The organism is Kitasatospora sp. NPDC004614 (assembly GCF_042873675.1).
Taxonomy (GTDB): Bacteria; Actinomycetota; Actinomycetes; order Streptomycetales; family Streptomycetaceae; genus Kitasatospora.
The window spans coordinates 50201-74875 of record NZ_JBIALR010000017.1 but is presented as its reverse complement, the minus strand read 5'-3'; the positions used below and the strand labels follow the sequence as shown (position 1 = coordinate 74875).

16 protein-coding genes and 2 pseudogenes are annotated in these 24675 nt (G+C 71.0%); 11 read left to right on the top strand and 7 right to left on the bottom strand.

The genetic code is table 11. From position 1 onward, the window contains the following. Positions 1 to 46: 46 nt before the first annotated feature. Entirely contained in the window at positions 47 to 271 is a 225-nt protein-coding gene (infA, locus tag ACFYST_RS28355) for a translation initiation factor IF-1 (RefSeq protein WP_043911924.1), read from the top strand. 100 nt (positions 272 to 371) lie between these two features. After that, positions 372 to 1547, top strand: coding sequence for an 8-amino-7-oxononanoate synthase (locus ACFYST_RS28350; protein WP_387866388.1), 1176 nt, complete (start codon positions 372 to 374; stop codon positions 1545 to 1547). A gap of 6 nt (positions 1548 to 1553) precedes the next feature. Here the strand turns inward: ACFYST_RS28350 and ACFYST_RS28345 are convergent, their stop codons facing one another. Next, complete coding sequence (locus ACFYST_RS28345) at positions 1554 to 1895, bottom strand: hypothetical protein (protein WP_387641113.1); 342 nt, start codon at positions 1893 to 1895, stop codon at positions 1554 to 1556. A 118-nt stretch (positions 1896 to 2013) separates the two neighbouring features. Beyond that, positions 2014 to 2064: pseudogene (locus ACFYST_RS28340) on the bottom strand (hypothetical protein); the annotation flags it as partial. Positions 2065 to 2252: 188 nt separating this feature from the next. On the opposite strand from ACFYST_RS28340, the pseudogene ACFYST_RS28335 reads away from it, so the two are divergent. Beyond that, a pseudogene (locus tag ACFYST_RS28335) lies at positions 2253 to 2399 on the top strand (GntR family transcriptional regulator); the annotation flags it as partial. 97 nt (positions 2400 to 2496) lie between these two features. Continuing rightward, a complete protein-coding gene (locus tag ACFYST_RS28330; protein ID WP_387866386.1) occupies positions 2497 to 4854 on the top strand; it encodes a glycoside hydrolase family 9 protein in 2358 nt (785 codons plus the stop codon). A gap of 54 nt (positions 4855 to 4908) precedes the next feature. Here the strand turns inward: ACFYST_RS28330 and ACFYST_RS28325 are convergent, their stop codons facing one another. Together ACFYST_RS28325 and ACFYST_RS28320 are read right to left on the bottom strand one after the other, a co-directional pair. After that, on the bottom strand, positions 4909 to 5796 hold the full coding sequence (locus tag ACFYST_RS28325; RefSeq protein WP_387642142.1) for a chitosanase: 888 nt from the start codon (positions 5794 to 5796) through the stop codon (positions 4909 to 4911). Positions 5797 to 6117: 321 nt separating this feature from the next. Next, entirely contained in the window at positions 6118 to 6981 is an 864-nt protein-coding gene (locus ACFYST_RS28320) for an SDR family NAD(P)-dependent oxidoreductase (RefSeq protein ID WP_387641118.1), read from the bottom strand. 78 nt (positions 6982 to 7059) lie between these two features. Here ACFYST_RS28320 and ACFYST_RS28315 point away from each other — a divergent pair, with 78 nt between their 5' ends. Further along, a complete protein-coding gene (locus ACFYST_RS28315) occupies positions 7060 to 7521 on the top strand; it encodes a MarR family winged helix-turn-helix transcriptional regulator (protein ID WP_387866383.1) in 462 nt (153 codons plus the stop codon). A gap of 66 nt (positions 7522 to 7587) precedes the next feature. Then, entirely contained in the window at positions 7588 to 9105 is a 1518-nt protein-coding gene (locus tag ACFYST_RS28310) for an APC family permease (RefSeq protein WP_387641123.1), read from the top strand. On the opposite strand, the gene ACFYST_RS28305 is transcribed toward ACFYST_RS28310, so the two are convergent. After that, positions 9106 to 10158 (bottom strand): DUF2599 domain-containing protein, encoded by a 1053-nt coding sequence (locus tag ACFYST_RS28305; RefSeq protein WP_387866381.1) that lies wholly within the window; start codon positions 10156 to 10158, stop codon positions 9106 to 9108. A 128-nt stretch (positions 10159 to 10286) separates the two neighbouring features. Between ACFYST_RS28305 and ACFYST_RS28300 the strand changes: the two genes are divergently transcribed. From ACFYST_RS28300 to ACFYST_RS28290, 3 genes are all read left to right on the top strand, one after another. Further along, positions 10287 to 10544, top strand: a complete 258-nt coding sequence (locus ACFYST_RS28300) for a hypothetical protein (protein ID WP_387866379.1) — start codon at positions 10287 to 10289, stop codon at positions 10542 to 10544. Positions 10545 to 11057: 513 nt separating this feature from the next. After that, positions 11058 to 13211, top strand: coding sequence for a M4 family metallopeptidase (locus ACFYST_RS28295; protein ID WP_387866378.1), 2154 nt, complete (start codon positions 11058 to 11060; stop codon positions 13209 to 13211). 133 nt (positions 13212 to 13344) lie between these two features. Next, positions 13345 to 16113, top strand: a complete 2769-nt coding sequence (locus ACFYST_RS28290) for an AAA family ATPase (protein WP_387866376.1) — start codon at positions 13345 to 13347, stop codon at positions 16111 to 16113. Positions 16114 to 16125: 12 nt separating this feature from the next. Here the strand turns inward: ACFYST_RS28290 and ACFYST_RS28285 are convergent, their stop codons facing one another. Further along, positions 16126 to 19671 carry an NACHT domain-containing protein gene (locus ACFYST_RS28285; protein WP_387866374.1) on the bottom strand — a complete coding sequence of 1182 codons (3546 nt, stop codon included), beginning with the start codon at positions 19669 to 19671 and terminating at the stop codon, positions 16126 to 16128. A 48-nt stretch (positions 19672 to 19719) separates the two neighbouring features. After that, positions 19720 to 23316 (bottom strand): NACHT domain-containing protein, encoded by a 3597-nt coding sequence (locus ACFYST_RS28280; RefSeq protein WP_387866372.1) that lies wholly within the window; start codon positions 23314 to 23316, stop codon positions 19720 to 19722. Positions 23317 to 23751: 435 nt separating this feature from the next. Between ACFYST_RS28280 and ACFYST_RS28275 the strand changes: the two genes are divergently transcribed. Next, positions 23752 to 24030 (top strand): hypothetical protein, encoded by a 279-nt coding sequence (locus ACFYST_RS28275; protein WP_387641139.1) that lies wholly within the window; start codon positions 23752 to 23754, stop codon positions 24028 to 24030. A gap of 330 nt (positions 24031 to 24360) precedes the next feature. Next, entirely contained in the window at positions 24361 to 24621 is a 261-nt protein-coding gene (locus ACFYST_RS28270; protein WP_387641142.1) for a hypothetical protein, read from the top strand. Positions 24622 to 24675: the final 54 nt, after the last annotated feature.

The window sequence follows — 24675 nt, the reverse complement described above, 5'->3', positions numbered from 1 at the left end:
CACCACCCACCACATTTCGCTTCACCGACTCGAGAAACGAGCTGTCTTGCCGCGTATCGCCAAAGGCCTGGAAATCGAGGGCACCGTACTGGAGTGCCTGCGCAACGCCACCTTCAAGGTGGAACTCCAGAACGGCCACCAGGTGCTCGCCCACATCAGCGGAAAGATCCGCAAGAACTACATCAAGATCCTCCCGTTCGACCGCGTACTGGTCGAGGTCAGCCCGTACGACCTGACCCGAGGCCGGATCCTGTTCCGCTACCGCAACTGACTCGCCGTCGGGCAGTGGCCGCCACCCCGGCGTGTGCGAAGGCGCACATCGGGGTGGCGGCCGTTGCCCCCGGGCGGGGGAGGATGACAGAGTGCCGGGCATGGAAGAGTCGCAGGTCAGGACGGGGACGCGGGGCGCGCGCCCGGAGACGGTGTTCGACTGGGTGGACGCGGCGGCCGCCGAACGGGAGGCCGCCGGGCTGACCAGGCGGCTGCGCAGCCGTCCCGCCGAGGACGAGGTGCTCGACCTCGCGTCCAACGACTACCTTGGGCTGACCAGGCACCCGGCGGTCACGGGCGCGGCCGCCGAGGCCGCGTTGCGCTGGGGCGGCGGGTCGACCGGATCCCGCCTGGTCACCGGCACCACCGCGGCGCACACCGAACTCGAGCGGGAACTCGCCGAGTTCTGCGGCTACGAGGCGGCCCTGGTGTTCTCCTCCGGCTACACCGCCAACCTGGCCGTGCTCACCGCACTCGCCGGCCCGGACACCCTGATCGTCTCCGACGCCCACAACCACGCCTCGCTGATCGACGGCTGCCGCCTCGCCAAGGGCCAGGTCGCCCGGGCCCGGCACTGCGACCCGCAGTCCGTCCGCGAAGCGCTCGCCGTCCGCACTCAGCGGCGCGCCCTGGTGGTCACCGACTCGGTGTTCTCGGTCGACGGCAACGCCGCCCCGCTCGACCAACACCTGGAAGCCGCCCGCGAGTTCGGCGCCGCACTCGTCCTCGACGACGCCCACGGCCTCGGCGTGCTCGGCCCCGGCGGCGCGGGCGCGGGAGCGGCCTTCGGCATCGCCGGCCAGCCCGATGTGGTCGCCACCGCGACGCTCTCCAAGTCGCTCGCCTCCCAGGGCGGCGTGGTGCTCGGCCCCGAACGGGTGATCCGGCACCTGATCTCCGCCGCCCGCACCTTCATCTTCGACACCGGCCTCAACCCGGCCGCGGTCGGCGCCGCCCTCGGCGCGCTGCGCCTGCTGCGCGCCGAACCCGGCCGGGCCGACGACGCCCTCCGGGTGGCCCGCGAACTCTCCACCCGCCTGGCCGAGTTCGGACTCGACGCCACCGCACCCGACGGCGCGGTGGTGTCGGTGCGGGCCGACGACCCGGAGCACGCGGTGCGCTGGGCCGCCGCCTGCCGCGACGAAGGACTCGCGGTCGGCTGCTTCCGCCCCCCGTCCGTCCCCGACGGCGTGCCCCGGCTGCGCCTGACCGCCCGCGCCGACCTGGCTGACGATCAGATCGCGTTCGCAGTCGGCGTGGTGGTCAAGACGCGATAGGCCCGGTCAGTTGAAGACGACCTGGTCGACCGTCCAGAACGCCGAGTTGGTGCCGGTGTAGCGGAACTGGAAGCGCGCCGTGGACGCGCCCGCCGGAACGGTGACGGCCAGGTGCTCGACGGTGTTCAGGTCGGCCCGGTAGGACTTGACCAGCTGCGGGGCGCCGTTGTCGAACACCACGTACACGTCGCCGGTCTGCGGGCCGTCGATCTTGTAGTCGGTGGCGAAGGACAGCGTGCCGCGGCTCAGGCCGGCCACCGGGTAGGCGGGGGAGATCAGCGTCGAGTCGAACTGACCGGCGCCGTGCGCCTTGTCGTCCCACTCGTCGGAGTCGGCGACCGCGAACACGTTGCGCGCCCGGACGTTGGTCTCCCGGCTCTGGGCGAGCTGCGCGGCCGTCCAGAACTCGTCGGTGCTTGAGCCCCGCCAGCACCTGGCCGACCAGCCCGTCCACGGTGTGGAGCGCCGACAGGTACTGGCTGCTCGCGCCGCCGTAGGTGTGCCCGGCCTCGTCCACCTCGTCGAAGTGCAGGAACACCTCGTCCGGGTTGCCGTGGGCGAGGAACTCGGCGGCGTCGGCGGCGGTCTTCGGGTCGTTCTCACTCTCCGCGATCCGCAGGTCGGCCTTGCCGTTTCCGTCGCTGCACGGGTCGGGGTTCGGCCGATCAATTCGCGCTCGGGGCGGTCGAGACCGCAGAGGAGCGCCGTCTCGGCACCCCGCCCGCTCTTCCGATGCTGCTCCACCGCCGCAGCCGCGATGACGCCGGCCGGCCGCTGGAGCTGGTTCGTGCGCTGTGTCGCGGCGATCGGTTCAGTTTCACGCTCGACGTGACCGCTCCGACGCCGGATTGACGGGGCGGCGGCTCCGCGTCGAGTCTTGACCGCGTCCGGCCAGCGCTCTAGCTTCCTGGGACGGTAAGGAATACTTCCTAACTGTTGGGAGCTGCTGATGGTCACGCCCAGGAGACCAGCCCGACGCGCCGCCCTCGGCGGCCTTCTCGCCGCCGCGCTCACCGCCACCCCGCTCACCCTCGCCGCCGGCCCCGCGCAGGCCGCCACCATCGGAGTGGTGCGGATCGACCAGGCGGGGTTCCTGCCCGGCGAGGCGAAGCAGGCGTATCTGATGACCAGCGCCGCGGTCTCGTCCGCGAGTTACAGCGTGGTCGATGCGTCCGGCGCCACCGTCAGGACCGGAACTGTCGGCACGACCAGTCTCGGTTCGTGGAACACCGCGTATCCGGCCGTCTACCCGATCACCCTCACCGGCCTTACCGCGCCCGGGACTTACCGCGTGGTGGTCGCCGGCGGTGTCAGCGCCACCTCGCCGAACTTCAAGGTCGCCGACCCGGCCGCGCTGTACGGCAGGTTCGTCGCGGACGGTGTCACCTTCTTCCAGACCCAGCGCGACGGCGCCGACACCGTCGCCGGCCCGCTCGGCCGGAAGCCGGCTCACCTGAACGACGCGAGCGCGAACGTCTACGCCGTCCCGTCGTTCCAGAGCGGTGGTTCCGACGTCATCACCAACAGCGACCTGTCGAAGATCGCGGGGCCGGTGAACGTCAGCGGTGGGTGGTTCGACGCCGGTGATTATCTGAAGTTCACCCACACCACGGCCTACGCGGACGCCGTCCTGCTCGCCGCCCAGCGCGCACTCGGCAGCGGCGCGCCTGCCGCACTCGGTGCGGAGGCGCAGTTCGGTGCGGCGTGGCTGAACCGGATGTGGGACCAGTCGAGCAAGACGCTGTACCTGCAGGTCGGTATCGGGTCCGGCAATGCGAGCGGCAGCTTCGTCGGCGACCACGACCTGTGGCGGCTGCCCGAGAGGGACGACTCCGACAGCACCTCCGCCGACCGTTACGCCGCCGCGCACCGGCCGGTGTTCCGGGCCAACACGCCCGGCGGGCAGGTCAGTCCGAACCTGGCCGGGCGGGTCTCCGCCGCGTTCGCGCTGGCCGCCCAGGTGAACGCGGCCACCAACCCGACCCAGGCGCAGGCGTACTACCAGGCAGCGACCTCGCTGTACGCGCTGGCGAACACCTCCGCCCCGCCGAACCCGCTCACCACCGCCGCGCCGAACGACTACTACCCGGAGTCCACCTGGCGCGACGACATGGAGTTCGGTGGCGCCGAACTCGCCCTCGCCGCCCAGCAGTTGGGTCAGAACGCCACGCCTTATCTGACCGCCGCCGCCAACTGGGCCAAGGGCTACCTGGCCAATGACAAGGGTGACACCTTCAACCTGTACGACACCAGCGCGCTCGCCCACGCCGACCTGATCCGGGCCATCGCAGGCGCGGGCAACCCCGGCGGGCTGGCCGTCAGTTCCGCCGATCTGGTCGCCGACCTGAAGCGGCAGACCAAGGTCGGCGCCGACCGCGCCGCCGCCGACATCTTCCACGCGGGCGGGGTCTACACCGACTTCGACGCCGACTCGCACAGCTTCGGCCTGCTCGCCACCGAGGCGCTCTACAAGCAGGCCAGCGGCGACACCTCCTTCGACAACTACGCCACTCAGCAACGCAATTGGCTGTTCGGCGCGAACCCGTGGGGCACCAGCTTCATGGTCGGCGAAGGCACCACCTTCCCGCACTGCATCCAGCACCAGGTCGCCAACCTCAACGGATCCACCGACGGGACGGGCGCCATCCCGATCGGCGCGGTGGTCAACGGGCCCAACGCGTCCAGTATCTTCAGCGGCGGACTCGGCAGCTACCAGGACGGCATGAAGGCCTGCCCGCCCGGCGGCGCCGACCCGTTCAACGCGTTCACCGGCCACAGCAGCCGGTACGTGGACGACGTGCGCTCCTGGCAGACCTCCGAGCCCGCCATCGACATGACCGGTTCCGCGATCATCGGCGCCGCCCTCCAGCAGGCCGTGAACGCGCCCACCACCCCTGGCAGCGCCGTCAGTTACGAGGCCGAGGCCACCGCCAACACCCGCACCGGGCGGGCCGCCGTGCTCGCCTGCGCGGACTGCTCCGGCGGGAACCGGGTCGGCTACCTGGGCACCGTCACCGCCGGGACGGGCGCGCTGACCGTCAACGGCGTCATCGTCGCCACCGCCGGGACGTACCGGGTGCAGATCGCCTACACCAACGGGTCGGCCGGCGCCCGGACCGCCGAACTCTCCGTCAACGGCGGCCCGGTGCAGAGCGTGAGCTTCGCACCGACCGGGGCCTTCACCGCGCCCGGCACCGTCACGGTGGCGCTCGCGCTGGCGGCGGGCAGCAACAGCGTCACCTTCGCCAACCCGTCCGGCGCCGCGCCCGACCTGGACCGGCTGGTGGTGCCAGGCACCCCGGGGTGACATCCCGGGGTGCCGGCGGAGCGGTGGGGCTGTCAGGCCGGGATGGTGGGGCTGTCAGGCAGGGATGGTGTAACTGTCGCCGTACACCTGCCAGTTCAGCGGGGGCTGGAGGTCGAGGTTGCCGGCGCGCAGGAAGACCCGCTGCTCGGTGTCGATCCTGGACGTGTTGCGGTTCGGGTTGCCGGCCAGCATGTAGGCCTTGCGGGCGTCCAGGAAGGCGTCCAGGTAGGCGGTCTCGTCGCCGCCCTTCGCGGGCGTCCTGGCCTTGGTCTGGGCGGTGGCGCGGATCGCGGCGAAGCCCTGCGGGCCGTGCACCACCAGCGCGTCGTAGTAGGCGAATTGGCCGAGCGCGTGCAGCCCGTCCGTCTTGGCCTGACTCACCGCGGGGGTGAAGTACTGCCGGTCGCGTTCCTCGTTCTGGGCCTGCTGGAGCGCCGGGTCCTGCGCGGCGCGCTGCCAGTCGCCGACGAAGGTCGGGTCGAGGCCCTGGTGCGAGGGGCTGCCGTCGAGCAGCGCCAGCGCCGGCAGGTACTTGGCGAGGATGTTGCCCGGCTTGAGGGCGGTGTAGCGGGTGATCACGTCCGCCAGGTCGCCGGTGCCGGAGCAGAAGCCGATGATTCCGGCGGTGTAGCCGTTGCCGTCGCCGATGTCCTCGATGTACGGGTACTGGGAGCGCCAGTCGAGGGTGGAGTTCTCGGCGCTGGAGACCAACTCCTGCGCGTACTCCTTCCACTTCGGGTCGGTGAGGTCCGGCCGGGTGGTGGCGGGCGCGGTGGTCGCTGCCGCGGTCGGCGACGGCTTCGGCGCCGCCTGGGAGGTGGCGGTGGCGGTGCCGGTCGCGCTCGGGAGGGCGGTGGACGGGGAAGAGCCGGGTGCGGACGGGAGCGCGGTCGCGGACGGGGAGGCCGAGGAACTCGCCGCCGGGGAAGGGGAGTTCGATATGGATCCGGCGGTCGACGGCGGGGCCGAGGCCGCGCCGTGACGCCGGCCGGTAGCGGCTTCGCCCTCGGGGCCGACCACGGCGATGCCCGCGGTCACTGCCGCGGCCACCCCCACGGCCAGCGCCAGCTGGACGGGCCGCGGCCCTCTACCTGATCTGGTGCGGTTCGCGCCGCTCTGCATGGGTCGGGCTCCGTTTCCTGTCGGCTACCGCCCCGCCCGGGGGAGCGGGGCGACGGTCGGCCGGACCAACAGCCGTCGCACGCCCGAAGGTTCCACCCACCGGCTCGGGACGTCCGGATCCGGACGGGCCCTGACGTTATCTCAGAAACGGAACGACGTCTTCCCGACCCAGCCTCCGGTCAACTCCTGAACGGCCGCGCCGTCCAGGTCGGACAGCTTGGTGCCGACGAAGCCGCGGGCCGACTCGGAGGTCTGGATCCGGAACGGCGGCCGCTCGGCGGTGAGCGCCGCGACGATCGGGGCGGCCGCGTCGGCGGGGCTCTGTGCGTTGCCGAACGAGGCCCGGGCGCGATCGAGGTACGCCTCCATGGCCGGGGCGTACGGGCCGGCCTCGGCCAGCATGGCGGGAATGTCGAGCTGCTGGCTTGCGACGAACTCGCTGGCCACCGCGCCCGGTTCGACGACGGTCACGCTGACGCCCGCACTCGCCGCGACCGGGGCGAGCGACTCCAGGAAGCCTTCGGCGGCGAACTTCGCCGCGCAGTACGCCTCGTTGAACGGCTGCCCGACCACACCGCCGACACTGGTCACGGTGACCACCCGGCCGCCGGAGGCCCGCAGGTGCGGCATGGCCGCCTGGGTCGCCTCCACCACGCCGAAGAAGTTCACCTCCATCGCCCGGCGGAACGGCTCGGTGCCGCTCTGCTCGACGGTGCCGACCACCCCGGCACCCGCGTTGTTGACCAGCGCGTCCAGCCGCCCGTGCTCGGCCACCACCTCCGCCACGCAGTCGGCGACCGAGGCCGGGTCGGTGACGTCCAGCGTCTTCACCTGCACCCGCCCGGCCACCCCCGCCGCCTCGGCCGCCTCGCGCAGCGGACCGGCCTTCGCGGGGTCGCGCATGGTGGCGACCACCTGGAAGCCCGCCGAGGCGGCGGCGACGGCGGCGGCCAGGCCGATGCCGGACGAGGTGCCGGTGATCAGAACAGTGCGGGTCTCGTTCACGAGGGGCCTCCATAGTGCGTGTGTGTGCACACACCATAGGAGTGTGTGTGCGCACACGCAAATTGGTACGGTGGGGGAATGAAACGCTCCGACCTCAGCCTGGGGGAACTCACCGCCCGCGACCACGCCTTCTACGGCCTCGTCTGGGCCGGCGTGACCCTCACCGCGCAGGCCGACCGGGCCCTGCGGCGCGCGCACGACCTGCCGCTGTCCTGGTTCGAGGTGATGCTCTGGCTGGACGGCCAGGACGGGCCGGTCGCCGCCTCCGACCTGGGGGAGAAGACCCTGCTGAGCCGCAGCCAGGTCTCCCGCGTCACCGACGCGCTGGTGGCACGCGGCCTGGTCGAGCGCCTCCCGTCGCCGACCGACGCCCGCTCCGTCCGGATCGCGCTCACCGCGGCCGGCCGCGACACCTTCGCCAAGGCCGACGCCACCCGCCGCGCCGCGCTCGCCGAGTCCTTCGACGACCGGCTCGACGACGGGGACATCGAGGCGCTGGAGCGGATCTGGGCGAAGCTCAAGCGACGCGAGCGGTCGTAGGCGCCGCGGGCGGAGCGGTGCCATGGGCGGAGCGGTTCCGCGTTCCTGTGCGGACTATTGACGGGTATGGTCAACGTCCTTAACTTGAGGCGGACACTTCACTCGCCCGCACCCCCGGAGCGTCCAGTGTCCGCAGGTTTCAGCCGGAGAATCGGCCTGTTCCAGGCCACCGCGATCAACATGAGCCAGATGTGCGGGATCGGCCCGTTCGTCACCATCCCGCTGATGGTCGCCGCGTTCGGCGGCCCGCAGGCAGTCATCGGGTGGATCGCCGGCGCGCTGCTCGCCCTGGTCGACGGCCTGGTCTGGGCCGAACTCGGGGCCTCGCTGCCCGGCGCCGGCGGCACCTACGTCTACCTGCGGGAGGCGTTCCAGTACCGCACCGGACGGCTGATGCCGTTCCTGTTCGTGTGGACGGCGATGCTGTTCATCCCGCTCATCATGTCGACCGGCGTGCAGGGCCTGGTGCAGTACCTCACCTACCTGTGGCCGGGCATGACGACCGTGCAGGGCGACGTGGTCGGCGTCGCCGTGCTGGCGCTGGTAGTGCTGCTGCTGTGGCGCAAGGTCGAGAACATCGGGCGGCTGACCGTCGCGCTGTGGGGCGTGATGATCGTCTCGGTGGGCGCGGTGATCCTCGCCTCGATCACCGACTTCCACCCCTCGATGGCCTTCGAATGGCCCGCCCACGCCGTCGAGTTGACCCATGGACAGTTCTGGATCGGCTTCGCCGCCGGCCTGACCATCGGCATCTACGACTACCTCGGCTACAACACCGCCTCCTACCTCGGCGCCGAGATCAAGAACCCCGGCCGCACCATGCCCCGGGCGATCATCCTCTCGATCCTCGCCATCATGACCATCTACCTGCTGATGCAGATCGGCGTGCTCGGCGTCGTCCACTGGCAGGACATGCTCGACCCGGACAACGTCGCCTCAAAGTCCGTCGCCGCAGCCGTACTTGAGCACACCTGGGGCAGGGCCGCCGCCGACACCGTCACCGGACTGATCCTGATCACCGCCTTCGCCTCCGTGTACGCCGGACTGCTCGGCGGCTCCCGGGTGCCCTACGACGCCGCCCGCGACGGCATGTTCTTCCGCGCCTTCGGCCGGCTCCACCCCCGGCACGGCTTCCCCGTGCTCGGCCTGCTCACCATGGGCGCCGTCACCGCCGCCGGCTTCCTGATCGCCCGGCACCTCGGCAACTCCGCCGCCCACCCGCCGCTGACGGTCCTGATCACCTTGCTCACCACCGTCATGGTGATCGTCCAGGCACTCGCCCAGATCGCCGCCGTCACCGTGCTGCGCCGCCGCCAGCCGACCCTCGCCCGCCCCTACCGGATGTGGCTCTACCCGGTGCCCTCGGTCGTTGCCGCGATCGGCTGGCTGGTCATCTACGGCTGGGCGGACCGGGCCAACCCCGGTATCCACCCGATCGAATGGTCGCTCGCCTGGGTCGCGCTCGGCGGCGCCGCGTACCTGGTCTGGGCGAAGCTCGAACGGGCGTGGCCCTTCGGGGAGAAGGAGATCCGCGAGGAGTTCCTGACGGCCCGGCAGCACCCGGCCGCCGAGCCGCCCGCGTAGTCAGCCGTCGGTGTCCCAGTTGCACTTGGAGGCGAGCATCTTCTTGAGGACGGCGTCGCTGTTCCCGGTGAGGACGGGGCGCCAGGTCTCCAAGTCCCAGGTCGGACCGCCGAGGTGGCCGCCACTGGTGTCGGGGTAGGAGAACTCCGCGTGGCACAGCAGCTGTTGGTACGTCGAGTTCTGCGCGGTCTGGGTGGCGCCCGGGAACATCCGGGTGTTGGACCACACCTGCCGCCAGTCCTCGTTCACGTCGCTCGCGGCGTCGTCGCCGCCCAGCACCTTCTTGAACGCGGCGGGCGTCGGGGTGACGTGGACGGACGTGTAGCGGCTGTCGGTCCAGTTGACGTAGACCTCGGTCTTGACCACCCACTTGGTGTTGGTGATGCCGCCGTAGCCGATGCACGCGGACTGGCAGGCCTCGAAGGCGTCGGCCTGGCCGCCGCTCCACAGCAGGTACTTGCCGGACTGGAAGTCCTGCCGCACGCCCTTGTTGTCGTCGACGTTGCCGCCGACGTTTCCGGTGCTGTACTCGTCGCTCGTGGGGTAGCCGTACGTCCCGCGCTCGTACCCGTACTGCCCCCACCACCAGCCGATGTTGCCGTGCACCGCGTGCGCCCCGGTGCTGGGGGACCAGTACACCGTGGCGCCCTGGAACTGCTGGCGGACGCCGACCCCGTCGGGGTTCTTCAACTCGTCGCTGATCGGGTACCCCAAGTACCCGCCCTCCCAGCCGTGTTGACCCCACTCGTCGCCGATGAGCCCCCACACGGCGTGCGCGCCGGCGGCCGGGCTCCAGTAGATCGAGCCGTTGTCGAAGACCTGCCGGCGGCCGACCCCGTCCGGCAGGCCGAGTTCGTCGCTCTTGGGACAGCCGAGGGCCTGCCGTACGCCGGGCGCCTGGGTGTACTCGGTCCAGATCGCGCCGTCGACGGAGTAGGTGCCGCAGATGACTTCGGCGGATGCGGGGGTGGCCTGGATGGTCGTCAGCAGGGAGGCGCCGGCCGCGAAGGCGGCGAGGGTGGCGAGGAACCGCGGAGCTGCTGGTCCGTTCATGACCAGCAGTATCCGTGGAGATGGATGGTGTACGCAGGATCAGAAAGAGCCAAAGTTCGCGGTCACTTGAGAATCTGCCGGGACGGGGGAGTGATGTGCCCTGACGGCCGCCACGTGCTCTCGGCCGTATGAGCGCCGAACTGACCGACCGGGCGCGCCGCTTCGTCGCCATCCACGGCGTGCGGACACCTCGGCCACCGTTGAACCGGAGCTGGTGGCGCGAGCACGGCATACCTGAGGAAGTCATCGACCGGATGGCCGCCTTCGAGCAGGCGTGGGGCGGCCTGGTGCTCCCACCCGCCAACGACTACGAGGGCGGGCCGAAGCCGTTCCTTGCGGACGTACCCGAGGAGGACGAGCACGGCTGGTGGTTCTGGGCGGGGTAGCAGCGGGCGTCCGTGCCGTTCGCGTTCTACATCGGCCCGAACGAGGAGTTCTGCCTGACCGCCGGGCGGCCGATCCCGCTGTACGGCAGCACTGCGGGCGGACGGCTGGTGGCGTGGTGCGGACTCGCTGATCGAGGTGCATCGCGGGGAATGCGAGTGCTTCCACCGACCCGGTGAGCGTGTGCATGGACGGAGCCGGACGGCGCTGGTCTACGAGGGGCTCGATCGGTGGGGGCTCGGGTTGTCGCTGCGCCGAATGATTCGGCAACTCGGCAACGCGCAGGGTCGACGCGCCGGGGCAAATCGCACCCTGACAGCGCGTCAGGGGTGGCCCCGTGAAAGGCCAAGGATCACCCTTGCGTCGCCCTTGTGGGGTCGGCGAGGGAATGTCGCGGGAGCCCCCGGTGGATCTAGCGTCCTGCCGCCGAGCCGAATTCGGCCGCGACACCACACCCCCTCGGTGTCGGCGGCCGTCCCCCACCAACAACCCCGGCTCGGTGGGAGGAATATCCGATGAACCGCAAGACCGCCCTGGCGGCAGCTGTTGCGGCCGCCCTCACCCTGGGCACCGCCGCGATGGCCACTTCGCAGAGCGTCGCGCAGGCCAGCCCCACCGCCAAGCCCGGTGCCGGCTTCCAGGCGATGAGCACGGCGGGCCGGCTCGCGGCCATGGACCAGGCCGGCAAGGAGGCCGCCGCCACAGCGAAGGCGCTGGGCCTCGGGCCGGACGAGCGTCTGCTGGCCAAGGACGTCCTGGTCGACAACGACGGTGCCCGGCACGTGCGTTACGACCGCACCTACCGCGGCCTGCCCGTGGTCGGCGGCGACCTGATGGTGCACCGTGCCGCGAACGGCAAGGTCGCGTCCACCACTTGGGCGCACGAGGGTGCGCTGAAGGTCGCGGGTGTGACGCCCAAGCTCTCCACGCAGGACGCGTCGAAGGCCGCCGAGCGCAGCGCCAAGCACGTCAAGCAGGCCCGCACCAGCAACCTGGACAGCAGCCAGCTGGTGGTCTGGGCGGTGGGCAAGGTCCCGGTGCTCGCCTACCGCAGCACCGTCACCGGCGCGGGCGAGGCCGGCGCGAACACCCGTGAGGCGGTCCTCGTCGACGCGGCAAGCGGCGCCGTCCTCGACCAGTACGAGGTCAACCCGGAGATCTCCGGCACCGGCAACGGCGTCAACGTCGGCCAGGTCTCCCTGGAGACCAGCCAGGGCGGCAGCGGTTACACGCTGACCGACGCGCTGCACGGCTCCACGGTCGTCTACGACTCGTACAACAGCCCGCAGTCCAACCCGGCGCAGAACGCCCGCACGTTCAGCAAGTCCACCAACTCCTGGGGCAACGGCTCCACTTCGAGCCGAGAGAGCGCCGCCGTGGACGCCTCCTACGGTCTCGCCAAGACCTGGGACTTCTACAAGAACACCTTCAACCGCAGCGGCATCCGCAACGACGGCCGCGGCGCGCCGGCCTACGTGCACGTGGACAACCAGCTGCTGAACGCGTTCTACGACGACAGCTGCTTCTGCATGTCGTTCGGCGACGGCTCCTCGCAGAACGGCAACACGCCGCTCACCGCCCTCGACGTGTCCGGCCACGAGATGAGCCACGGCGTCACCGCCGCCACCGCCAACCTGAACTACTCGGGCGAGTCCGGCGGCCTGAACGAGGCCACCTCGGACATCTTCGGCACCATGGTCGAGTTCTACGCCAACAACAGCACCGACCCCGGTGACTACTACATCGGCGAGAAGCTGCACATGGGCAACGGCTACCTGCGCCGGATGGACAACCCGGCCGCCGACGGCAACTCGCTTTCCTGCTACAGCAGTCGGGCCGGCTCGGTGGACGTGCACTACTCCTCCGGCATCGCCAACCACTTCTTCTACCTGACCGCCGAGGGCACCGGCGCCAAGACCATCGGCGGCCTGTCGCACAACGGCACCCCGTGCAACGGCGACAACTTCAACGGCATCGGCAAGGACAAGGCGGCGGCCATCTGGTACCGCGCCCTGACCACCTACATGACCTCCACCACCAACTACTCCTCGGCCCGCACCGCCACCCTGCAGGCCGCCGCCGACCTGTACGGCGCCAACTCGCAGGAGCGGTACATCGTTTCGAAGGCCTGGGCCGCCGTCTCGCTCGGCACCGCCCTGCCCGACCCGGGCGGCTCCACCGGCAGCCCGAGCCCGTCCCCGTCCGGCTCGCCCACCGGCAACCCGAACCCCGGAAACGCCCTCACCAACGGCGACTTCGAACAGGGGGCCACCGGCTGGACACAGAGCGCCAACGACATCACCAACTCCAACCAGCAGACCCCGCACGGCGGTTCCTGGTACGCCTGGATGATGGGCTACGGCTCCGCCAACAGCGAGACCCTCGCGCAGAGCAACATCGCGGTGCCCGCCACCGGCAGCCCCAAGCTCACCTTCTGGCTGAAGGTCACCACCGCGGAGACCGGCACCACGCCGTACGACACCCTGAAGGTCAACGTCAACGGCGCCACCCTGGCCACCTACTCCAACGCCAACGCGAGCGCCGGATACGTGCAGAAGACCATTGACCTGAGCGCCTACCGCGGCCAGACCGTCAACCTTCAGTTCGCCGGCCAGGAGGACGCCTACCTGGCGACCACCTTCCTGCTCGACGACGTCGGCATCGGCTGACCAGGCCACCTGCCCACTGCCCGGTCGACCCCCGATCGGGCAGTCTTAAAGGGGACTTAACGCTGAGTCGCGACAGTGTCGTGTTCATGTGACACCCTCGCGCAAGCCCGGCGAAGGCGGCACACTGACCGCCATGACCGGCTTTCTCCCCGGCCCGGCCGGACCAGTCAACACCACGGCAGGTCCGGCCAGGCCCGCACTCGTCGACCGTGCGCAAATGCTCGCCGACATCCGTGCCACCCTCGCCGCCACCGGCGGCGTCCTGCTCCACGGCCCGGCGGGCATCGGCAAGACCGCACTGCTCGACGCACTCGCCCAACAGGCCGACGCGGCAGGGGAGTCGGTCCTGCGCAGCAGCCCCACTGCCGCCGAGGCCGAGCTGCCGCACCTCGCCCTGATCGACCTGCTCGGCGAGACCCTCCCCGCGCTCGCAGAGGAACTCCTCCCCAGCCACTTGCGGCAGGCCCTCGAATGCGCGCTGCTGCACCGCGCCCCCCAACCCGGCGCCGCCACCGACCCGTTGGCCGTCCGCGTCGCCGTCCTGGAGACCCTGCGACGGCTCGCCGGACGCGGCCCCGTGCTCGTCCTGCTCGACGACACCCAGTGGCTCGACGAAGCCAGCCGCCAGGTCATCGCCTTCGTTGCCCGCCGCCTCACCGACCGCCGGGTCCGGTTCGCCGTCACCGAACGCACCGAACACGCCGACGCCGCCCCCACCATGGGCGCCCTCTGCCCGCCCACCGCCCTCGACCTCCCCGTCGGCCCGCTCGGCGAACGCGGCACCGGCGCCCTGCTGCGCGAACGGCTCGGCCTGCGCCTCAGCGGCCTCACGCTCGGCCGGGTGCACGCCGTCAGCGGCGGAAACCCGTACTACGCCCTGGAGTTGGGCCGCTCACTGGCCGCCGGCGGCAGCGACGCCGCACTCGCCGCCGACCCCGCCCGCCCACTCGACGTCCCGCACCGGCTGCGCGCCCTGGTCTCCGCCCGCCTCACCGAACTCCCCGACACCGCCCGCGCCGCCCTCACCGTGCTCGCCGCCGCCCGCACCGGCACCGGCCTGCCCGCCACCGTCACCGAACCCCTCGCCGCCGCCCACCGCCACGGCATCGTCCGCCAAATCCCGGCCGGCACACCCCAGTTCAGCCACCCCCTGATCGCCGAAGTGGTCCTCGCCGACGCCACCCCCGCCGCCCTGCGCGACGCCCACCGCCTGCTCGCCGCCCTCACCGCCGACCCCGTCGAACAGGTCCGCCACCAGGCCCTCGCCGCCGAACACCCCGACCCGCGGCTCGCCTCCCGGCTCACCCGCGCCGCCGACACCGCCCTCACCCGCGGCGCCCCCGGCACCGCCGCCGAACTCCTCCGCCACGCCGCCCACCACACCCCCGACCCCGACACCGCCGGACGCCGCCTGCTCGCAGCCGCCCGCAACGCCGCCGCCGCCGGACTGCCCGACCTCGCCCGCGCCAGCGCCGAAGCCCTGCTCACCGCCCCCGCCGCCGACCTGCGCGTGCACGCCCGACTCCTGCTCGCCCGCCTGCTCGGACCCGACCACCCCGGCGCCGAAGCCCTGCTCACCGCCGCCGCCGACGACACCGGCGGCCACCCCGCCCTCACCGCCGCCGTCCACCAGGAACGCGCCGTCCGCGCCCTGCACCGCGGCGACCGGGCAGCAGGATTCGCCGAACTCGAGACCGCCGAGAAACACGCCGACCACGCCGACAACCCCGACCTGCTCGTCGAACTCCTCGCCCTGCGCGGCCCCATCACCCTGCTCACCGACCCCGCCCACGGCCTCGCCCTGCTCGAACGCGGCTGCCGCCTCGCCGCCGGCCGACCCCCCACCGCCGCCGCCGTCGTCTGCCGCGAAGGCCTCGCCGTCGCCGCCCTGCGCAGCGGCGACACCCACCGCGCCCTCGCCGAGGTCGAGACCCTGCGCACCGAGACCGAAGCCGCCGGCCGCACCGAGGACCTCGCCAACGTCCTCTACATCGCCGCCTCCGTCTTTGAGCGCGCCGGACGCTGCACCGAGGCCTACGCCGCCGGCCGCGCCGCCCACGACCTGCGCGAACGCATCGAACCCACCCCCGGCCCCGCCCGCGTCCTCGGCGGCGCCGCCGAACTCAACGGCGGCACCGCCGAACGCGCCGCCCACCTCCTCGACTCCGCCATCCGCGCCGCCGAGGACGACCACGACCACGAATGGCTCGCCTACGCCCACGGACTGCGCGGCCGGGCGTCCTTCCTGCTCGGCCACCTCCCGATGGCCGTCCACCACCTCACCCACTGCCAACTCCTGCTCCGCCGCATGCAGTTCACCGACCCCAGCCTGTTCCTGGTGGACGCCGACCTCGCCGAATCACTTGCTCTCTCCGGCCGCCCCGCCGACGCCGCCGACACCCTCGCCGACGCCCGCGACCGCGCCACCCGCCTCGGCCGCGACGTCGTCCTCCTCGGCCTGCACCGCGCCGAAGCCCACCTCACCGCCCTCACCGACCCCCGCCACGCCGCCGACACCCTCCGCGCCCTCCTCCCCGCCGCCCACCCCTACCCCCTCGAACTCGCCCGCGCCCACCTGGCGTTGGGCATCCTCGAACGCCGCGCCCGCCGCCGCGCCGCCGCCCGCACCGCCCTCCAGGACGCCCAGGAGCTGTACACGGCCGCCGGGTGCCTGCCGTGGCTGCGGCACGTCGAGAAGGTGCTGGCTTCGCTCGACGCGCTGGAGGCCGACCCGACGCCGACCCAGCAACAGATCCTCGGGCTGATCCGCACCGGGGCGACCAACCGGGAGATCGCGGCGACGCTGCACCTGTCGGTGAAGGCCGTCGAGGCGAACCTGACCCGGCTGTTCCGGCAGTACGGGGTGCGGGGGCGGGCGGAGTTGGCGAAGTGCCAGGAGTAGGTGGGGTGTTGGTCAGCCGTCGACGATGATGCCGCCGAGCCGGACGATGGTGGCGAGGGTGTCGTCGTCGAACCCGCAGTCCCGGGAGAACCGGGTGCCGCGCAGGCGGTCGGTGAGCGGGGTCCGGGCCAGGATCTCGCCGGTGCGGAAGTCGAGCAGCCAGAGTTCGCCCACCCTGGTCGCGACGGCAAGCCGCTCACCGGCGGGGTCGGCCCAGATCCCGTTGACCGGAACCCCGATGGCGCACTCCCAGACCGGATCGACGGCCTCCGCCGCCATCGACCACGCCGTGAGCCGCCCGTGCTGGGCGAGCACCGCCAGCCCGATGGCGGCACGGAACGCGAACGCTTCGAGGTCGGTGTCCCCCTCGACCCGCAGCGGCAGGCCCTCGGGCCGGACGAGAGCCTGCTGGGCAATGGCGTCGATCGCCATGACGGGGCGCCCGCCGAGAAGGACCAGCTGACTGTCCCCGGACCCCGCCTGGGCGTCGTCGCCGTCATGGTGCAGCACCGCGACAGTCCGCCAGCCGTTCGGCGCGTCACTGTCGGGGACGAGGTAGAGCATCCGGTCGTCGTCGATGGCGATCACGCTAGCCCGGAAGTCACCGCCGAGAATCACCCAGTGCCGGGCGCCGCCGGCGGGCGGAGTCCAGTACTCGATCTCCCGGCCGGTCTGCGGATCGTGGAAGCGACCCTCCGTCGGCTCTATCAGCACCTGTCGGCCACGCCAGTGGACGGGCATCAGCATCGACCCGTTGAACACAGTGCCGCTCGCGGGCCGGCCGGCCCGGGTGTCGACCAGCCGGCCAGACTCGAAGTCGGCGGTCCACCAGACAGATTCGGTCCACTCGTGGAGGAACAGGGCATCGGTGAGGTCGAACCGCTGGGGAGGCCCGGCCGGGAGGCCACCGGGCCAATACAACGCCCGGTCGCTCCGCCAGACCACGAGCTCCCCGCCAGCGGTGAGCAGACCGTTCCAGCCCTCGGCGGTCAGGAGGATCGACGACGAGAGCTGCGCGCCCGTCAGATCGGCCCCGGCGAGGTCAGTGCCCCTCAGGTCCGCCTCTGTGAGGTCCGCGCCACGCAGATCCGCGCGCGCCAGCGAGAGGTGACGGATGTCCTTTACCCAGGCGCCGAGCCCCCTGAGGTCGAGTCCGGCCAGCCGCGCCTCCTCCAGATGGCCATCGGCCTCGGCGAGCAGGCGCAGGCAGTTGAGCAGCGGCCTGCCCGGGCCGCTCGCGTGCGCCAGTTCCAGCAGCCGGGCGCGATGGTCCGGGTGCTCGCGGACCATGGTGGCCAGGAACTCGAACACCGCGTCGTCCGGCCCAAGTTCGCAGAAGGTATCGGCCAGCGCCTCGGCCGGTTCGGGCGCGAAGGCGGTCAGTGCGGGCAGACTCCCGTCCGCGCCGCGGGCCGCGAAATGCTCGGACCACGTCCGGGCGTCGTCGTCCGTCGAGTCAGCCACCCGGACGGCATCCAGGAAGTCGCCGGTGAGCAGGCCGAGTTCACCCGCGAGCTTCAGTGCCACCAGGAACTCCAGCAGCGACTTGTGCGACGGGCCGTAGTCGCCCTCCGCGTTGCGCACCAGCATGCCCTGGTTGCGCATGTCCTGCTCCCAGAAGTCCAGGTCCGCGTCCCGCTGCACCACCGGGCCGAAGAACGAACGCAACCTGTCCGGAAAGTCACGGTAGTTGAGGGCCAGCCGGGCAGTGGAGAACATCTCCCAGGCGACCTCGCACAGAAAGTACAGCTTGTCTGCGCGTGAGGTGAACGTCCGCTCCGCGTGGATGTCGCGGTCCATCTTCCGCCGCACCGCGTACAGGTAGATCCGGGCGAGGTCGATCTCCGCGCCCTGCTCGATCTCCGGCAGCGCGTCGATCACCAGCTCGGACATCAGGGGTCGCCGCATCAACTCCCGTACGGCCGGGTGCCGCATGACCTCGCGGACCTTGTCCTCCTCCAGCCGGTGCCGGAGCATTCGCTCGATCTGCTCGTCCTCGAACTCCACCAGCTGGACGATCTCGAAGATCGGCCCGTCCGCCGTCGCGCCGTGTCCGGCCGTGGTGATCTTCGCGCCGAACAGGTCGCGGGCCTCCCGGTCGTCCCGGAAGTGCTCCTTGCGGCTGCTCAGCAGCACCTTCGCGCCCTGGTCCACCGCCGAGGCCAGCGACCAGAAGTTCGCCACCACCGTGTTGCGGTCGGCGCGGGCCGCCATCTCGTCGAAGCCGTCGAAGATCAGCAGCAGCCGGCCCATCCGGTTGAGCACCCGGACCACCTCGGCGCTGCGCAGGTTCACCTTGTGCTTGTCGAAGAAGAACTCCGCCAGCAGGCCCTGCACGGTCGTCTGCTTGACGTAGTCGCGCAGCGGTATCAGCAACGGCAGCCGGGGACGCGGCACACCGCGCCGTTTGGCGTCCCGCCATGCCTGCACCATGGTGTGCGCCAGGTGCAGTGCGAACCAGGACTTGCCCATGCCGAACTCGCCGAGTACGGACAGGTGTTGCTTGGCCGGCTCGTCCAACCAGCGCGCCACGTAGTCGTCCAGGCCGCCGTCCTGCCAGTGGTAGCGGCTGGTGGCGATCGGCAGCCCGGTGGCCGGGTCGATCTCGCTCTTCTCGCAGGACTGGGGCACGTAGCGGGTGTCGAGGCCGCGCCGTCGCACCTCCTCCTCAACCCAGGCCAAGTACGGTTCGAAGTCGGCTTCCTCGTCGATGAGTTCGTCGAACGAGTAGCAGAACAGCCGGTCCTCGCTCGCCTTCGCCCGCGCCCGGGCCGCCGCGCTCACCCGCAGCCGGGCGATGCCCCACCCCTCCGCCGCGTCGGTCGAATCGGCGAGCCCGGCAAGGGTGTTGAGATGGTGCGGCCCCAACTCGCCCGCCACGCACAGCATCACCGTCCGGTCGAAGCGCCCCCGGCGACGCGGAATGTCGACCAGCAGCGCGATCGCGTCCTCCCCGACCGGCCACTGCCCCTGCCGGATCTCGTACCCGACCGCCCGGAACCACTCCTCGGCGTCCCGCGCCAGCCGCTGCGCCGGCGTGAGCTCGGCCCGCCCGGGCTCGATTCGCAGCCGCCGGCCCTCCTCCTCGTCCCGCGTCCGGCTCACCTGGCTGAGCAGCGCCTTGACGGTCTCCTCCAACCGCGCCTCGTGCGGCGCCCGTGTCCGGTCCACCACCTGCTCGAACGCGGCGGCGAACGCGTCCACGTGCTCCTCGAACCCGTGCCCGAGATACCCGAACTCCCCGGTCTCCCGGTTCCGTTCGACCGCCTCGGCGACCTCGCGGCGCACCCGCGTCAGATCCCGGAGCTCGAACGACCGGCGGAACGACCCGACTACGTACTCGTCCCGGAACACCGCCAGCACCGACTCCGCACGACCCGCGCAGTACTCGATCAGCGCGACGGCGTAAATCCCGTCGAAGTCCTGCGGCGGCTTCCGCGGATCCAGCCTGACGGCCTTCAACGCCCGCAGCACCCGCTCCTGCCGCATCGCCGCATCCGTCAGCGGCTTAGCCACCAACTTCCCGAGCACACCTGCCGCCGTCGCAACCACCGACATCCCGCTGCCCCCTTCGCTCCACCCGAACCCTATCCGCCGGACAGACCCTCAGTCGGAGACCAGGCCACCGAGCCGGACGATCGCGTCGAGGGTCGCGTCGTCGAGCCCGCAACCACGGGAGAACCGGGCACCGCGCAGGCGGTCGGTGAGGGCGGCGTGGTCGAGCATCTCGCCAGTGCGGAAGTCGAGCAGCCAGAGCTCTCCGAGGCGGGTCAGCACGGCGAGGCGGTCGCCGGAGGGCGGGGCGAAGAGGGCTTGGATGCCGAGGGCCGGTACGCCGACCTCCCACGACGGCTCGGTGGCCGGGCTGCCGGGCTGCCAGCCGCAGAGACGGTGGTCGGCCAGTGCGGCGGCCGCCATTCCGGAGGCAGCACGGAATACGAACTGCTCAATGTCCTCCCCGAACGGGAGAGACAGTCCATCCGGGTCGAGCAACGCACTCGCCGTGGTGCTGTCGGCGGCCGCAACCGGCGTTCCGTCGAAGTAGAGCAGGGCGCTCTCTGCCCCTAGGGTCAGCCCAATGCGGCTGTACGGCTTGCCGGCTGTGGAAGCGATCTCCACCGGCCGCCATCCGCCGGAAGGCGCGGGGTCGGCCGTGAGGAAGCGGAGCGAGTCCTGTGTCACGGCCAGGAGGCACAGGTGACCGCTGCCCGGGATGGTGGTGTAGTTGTCGTCCTCTCCGAGCGGGAGCACGAGTTCACCTGCGGACTGCCCGGTTTCGGGGTCGGTGAGGATGAATCGGGGCACGGGTGAGTCCGAGAAGGTCAGCAACACGTGAAGGCTGTCCTGAACGGTCAGTGCAGGGGCGGGACTTCGTGTTGTCGCCGTGATCGTCCCGGTGCGCAGGTCGACCAGCCTGCGGCCCGCCCGGAAGGTGTCGGCGTCCCATCTCTGCAGCTGGGTGTCGAGGCGCGCGTGTGCCGGAACGCTGCTCGGTGTCGAGGCGATTTGGCCGTCGGGCCAGAGCAGAGCCCCGCTTATGGCTGCGATCATCAGTGCGCCGTCGGAGTTCATCAGCCCACAGACGTAAGGTCCGCTGACGTCCTCGTCGCCGAGCACGCTGGTGTCGGAGATCCGCGCTTCGCGTAGGTCCGCTCCCGAGAGATCGGTGCTGTGCGCCCGGACGCCCTCGATCAGCGTGCTGCGCAGGTCTGCGCCGGCCAACGAGAGCGTGAGGTCCGAATACCCGTTGCCGAGGCCTTCCAGGTCGAGCCCGCTGAGATCAAGTCCCGCCAGGCTGTGGCCCGTGGCGAGGAGGAGATTGAGGCAGTTGGCGGCGAGCCAGCTCGGGCTGTGCAGCTTGGTGTCCTCAGTGGCCCGAGCGACGTCCAGAAGACGGTTCTGGTGGGCGGGTCGGGACCTGACGATCGAGCTGAGGAAGTGAAGGACCGCGGCCTCAGCCGGCATGTGGCCTAAGGTCTTTCCCAACAGCTCGACCGGTTCGGGAACGAACCGGCCGAGGGCCGGCAAGGCACCCTCCGGAGACCGGGACGCGAAGTAGTCCGACCAGGTCCACTCGGCTTCGACACCGTCCGACGGCTGCTCGGCCGGCTGGACGGCCGCGAGGAAGTCGTCGCTTAGCAGCCCGAGTTCGCCGGCGAACTTGAACGCGACCAGGAACTCCAGCAGGGACTTGTGCGACGGACCGTAGTTGCCCTCGGCGTCCCGCACGAACATGCCCTGGTTGCGCATGTCCTGTTCCCAATAGTCCAGATCCTTTGCGCTCTCGACCACGCTGCCGAAGCAGGAACGCAGATGCTCGGGGAAGTCGCGGTAGTTGAGGCTCAACTTCTGCTCGGACAGCATCTTCCACGCGACCTCGCAGAGGAAGTACAGCTTGTCGGCGCGCGAGGTGAAGGTCCGCTCGGCGTGGATGTCGCGGTCCATCTTCCGGCTGATCGCGTACAGGTAGATCCGGGCGAGGTCGATCTCCGCGCCCTGCTCGATCTCCGGCAGCGCGTCGATCACCAGCTCCGACATGACCGGACGGCGCATCAGCTCGCGAACATCGGGGTGGTTCATGACCATCCGGACCTGCGGCTCGTCGAGCCCGAACGACAGCAGCATCTCCACCTGCTCGTCGTCGAACGGCACCAGGTCGACGATGTCGAAGACGGGCCCGTCCAGAGCAGTTCCGGCGCGCGGGAGCCCCACCTTCGCACTGAACAGCTCGCGCGCCTCCTGGGCGTGGCGGAAGTGTTCCTTGCGGCTGCTCAGCAGGACCTTGCTGCCGGGCTCGACCACGGTGGCGAGCTCCCAGAAGTTGGCAACCACGGTGTGGCGATCGGTGCGGGCGGCCATCTCGTCGAAGCCGTCGAAGATGAGCAGCAGCCGGCCCATTCGGTTGAGCACCCGCACCACGTCGGAACTGCCCAGGTTGACCTTGTGCTTGTTGAAGAAGAACTCCGCCAGCAGGCCCTGCACCGTGGTCTGCTTGGCGTAGTCGCGCAGCGGTATCAGCAGCGGGATCCGGGGGCGGGGCACGCCGCGCCGCTTGGCGTCCCGCCACGCCTGCACCATGGTGTAGGCGAGGTGCAGCGCGAACCAGGACTTGCCCATGCCGAACTCGCCGAGCACGGACAGGTGTTGCTTGGCCGGCTCGTCCAGCCAGCGGGCCACGTAGTCGTCCAGGCCGCCGCTCTTCCAGTCGTACCTGCTGGTGGCGAGAGGCTGCCCGGTGGCCGGGTCGATCTCGGCCTTCTCGCAGGACAGCGGCACGTACCGGGTGTCGATGCCGCGCCGTCGCACCTCCTCCTCCACCCACGCCAGGTACGGTTCGAAGTCGGCCACCAGGTCGATCAGGTCGTCGAACGCGTAGGCGTACAGGCGGTCTTCGCTCCGGTCCGCCAACTCGCGGGCGGCCGCGCTGACCCGCAGGCGGGCGATGCCCCAGCCCTCGGCGGCGCGGTGCTGCTCGGTGAGTTCGGCGAGCAGGTTGAGGTGGTGCGGGCCCAACTCGCCTTCTACGCACAGCATCAGCATGCGGTCGAACTGGCCGGGCCGCAGCCGCGGGATGTCCACCAGCAGGGCCACGCTGCCGTCGGGGGCCGGCCACTCGTGGTGGATTCCGTAGCCGACTGCGCGGAACCATTCGGTGGCGTCCTGGGCGAGTCGTTGCGCGGGCGTCAGGCGGGACCGGGCCGGTTCGATGTGCAGCCGGTGGCGTTCCTCCTCGTCGCGGGTGCGGCCGGCCTGCTCCAGCAGGGCGTCGAGTTTGGCGTCGGAGCGGATTTCGTGCGGGGTCCGGCTGTTGTTCAGGACGGAGTCGAACGCGGTGACGAAGCCGTCCACGTGCTCGTCGAAACCGTGGTCGAGGTGCCCGAACTCGCCGGTCTCCCGGTTGCGTTCGACGGCCTCGGTGATCTCCCGGCGCAGCCGGGTCCAGTCGTGGTCGTGGAAGGAGCGGCGGAAGGCATCCAGGACGTAGGTGTTACGGAAGACGGCGAGCACCGACGCCGAACGGTCGTTGCAGTACTCGATCAGGGCGATGGTGTAGATGCTGTCGAAGTCCCGGGGCGGCCGGCGCGGGTCGAGTTTCACGGCTTTGAGGACGCGCAGCACTTCTTCGCGCCGCATCGCCGCGTCGGTGAGCGGCTTCGCCACCAGCCGCGCGAGAAGCCCTGCCGCCGTCGCCACCAATGACATCCCGCTGCCCCCTCGTTCCGCCTGCCCCCGCCCGAACCCTATCGGGCCGTCGCGACGCGGTTCGACGGCCCGTCAGGTAACGGATCGGTCAATCGGGTTCGGCCCGGCCGGGACGTCAGGACAGCCCGATGCCGACTACCGGCCACATGTTCGAAGGGGAGTGCCTGCCGGTGGAGCGCTTTCCTGTCCGCTTTCTGACGGATCGTCACAGTGGCTCGCGAACGTCCGATTCGGACCCGCGTGCGCTTCCCGGGCGACCACCCAGGGGTGAACCTTCGGACCGCTGTTCCCCCGCCCGCGCAAGGGTCGCTGACGTCCCGTCAGGACCAGACGGACGCATGTTCCCTTTGCGGGCCTCCGGATCCCGTGGCTGTCTGGATCTCGGCAGGGCCACCACCGAGCCCCGCCGGAAACGACTACTCGGAGGAGATTCTCATGCGTGCTATCAAGCGTGTTCTGGCCATCGGCGCCCTCGCCGCCCCCCTGGTGATCGGCTGCGCCGGACTCGCCTCCGCCCACGAAGGCCACGAAGGCCACGAAGGCCCCGAGGCCCACTTCTCGCAGAGCCACTTCGTCGCCAACGAGGAGGTCGCCGGCGAGTCCAAGGTGTTCTCCGAGGTCGAGCCGGGCGGCGTCGAGCACGGTGAGGCTTGTGTCTTCGCCGGCGACGAGGGCGTCGAAGGCTCGCACACCGAGTCCGGTGCCCACTTCTAAGGGCTGACCGGAAGAATCACATTCAGGTGCCCGGCGGGAACCCCACCCGCCGGGCACCTTCGTGTGTCGAGGCAGCGGGCATCGCCGCCGAGCGGGTCGACCACTTGTTCGACAGGCGACCCGGCCCCGGGCGCCGGTGCAGCCCGGGCGACCACTCAGGGGTGAACCTGCGAGGCGCCCCTCCCGTGCTGGCGCAAGGGCGGCTGACGGATCGTCGGGACCACACGGAGGCAGCACCCTTTTGCGGGCCTCCGGATCCCGTGGCGTTCTGGAGTCGGCGGGGCCACCGCCGCGCCCCGCCGCCGAAACAACTACTCGGAGGAGATTCTCATGCGTGCTATCAAGCGTGTTCTGGCCGTCAGCGCTCTCGCCGCCCCGCTCGTCGTCGGCTGCGCCGGCCTCGCGTCCGCCCAGGAAGACCTCAGCGCAAACTTCGACCAGGGCCAGTTCGCCGCGAACCAGAGCGGTGCCGGCGAGGCCGACACGACTTCCGTCGTGTCCCCCTACGGCGTTCAGCACACCGACTTCATGATCTGGGCCGACGACAGCGGCGTCTCCGGCGCGTTCAACGGAGCGGGTGCCTCCTATTAGAACGGCCAGAACTGCAGAGCGGTGCCCGGCGGTCGGGGTTCCCGCCGGGCACCG

Excerpts from the sequence above, each read along its gene's own strand:
- ACFYST_RS28310 (WP_387641123.1), top strand. The coding sequence starts at position 7,588 with ATGGTCAACGTCCTTAACTTGAGGCGGACACTTCACTCGCCCGCACCC.
- ACFYST_RS28300 (WP_387866379.1), top strand. The coding sequence starts at position 10,287 with ATGAGCGCCGAACTGACCGACCGGGCGCGCCGCTTCGTCGCCATCCAC.
- ACFYST_RS28295 (WP_387866378.1), top strand. The coding sequence starts at position 11,058 with ATGAACCGCAAGACCGCCCTGGCGGCAGCTGTTGCGGCCGCCCTCACC.
- ACFYST_RS28290 (WP_387866376.1), top strand. The coding sequence starts at position 13,345 with ATGACCGGCTTTCTCCCCGGCCCGGCCGGACCAGTCAACACCACGGCA.
- ACFYST_RS28305 (WP_387866381.1), bottom strand. The coding sequence starts at position 10,158 with ATGAACGGACCAGCAGCTCCGCGGTTCCTCGCCACCCTCGCCGCCTTC.
- ACFYST_RS28275 (WP_387641139.1), top strand. The coding sequence starts at position 23,752 with ATGCGTGCTATCAAGCGTGTTCTGGCCATCGGCGCCCTCGCCGCCCCC.
- ACFYST_RS28285 (WP_387866374.1), bottom strand. The coding sequence starts at position 19,671 with ATGTCGGTGGTTGCGACGGCGGCAGGTGTGCTCGGGAAGTTGGTGGCT.
- ACFYST_RS28280 (WP_387866372.1), bottom strand. The coding sequence starts at position 23,316 with ATGTCATTGGTGGCGACGGCGGCAGGGCTTCTCGCGCGGCTGGTGGCG.
- ACFYST_RS28350 (WP_387866388.1), top strand. The coding sequence starts at position 372 with ATGGAAGAGTCGCAGGTCAGGACGGGGACGCGGGGCGCGCGCCCGGAG.
- ACFYST_RS28270 (WP_387641142.1), top strand. The coding sequence starts at position 24,361 with ATGCGTGCTATCAAGCGTGTTCTGGCCGTCAGCGCTCTCGCCGCCCCG.
- ACFYST_RS28315 (WP_387866383.1), top strand. The coding sequence starts at position 7,060 with ATGAAACGCTCCGACCTCAGCCTGGGGGAACTCACCGCCCGCGACCAC.
- ACFYST_RS28330 (WP_387866386.1), top strand. The coding sequence starts at position 2,497 with ATGGTCACGCCCAGGAGACCAGCCCGACGCGCCGCCCTCGGCGGCCTT.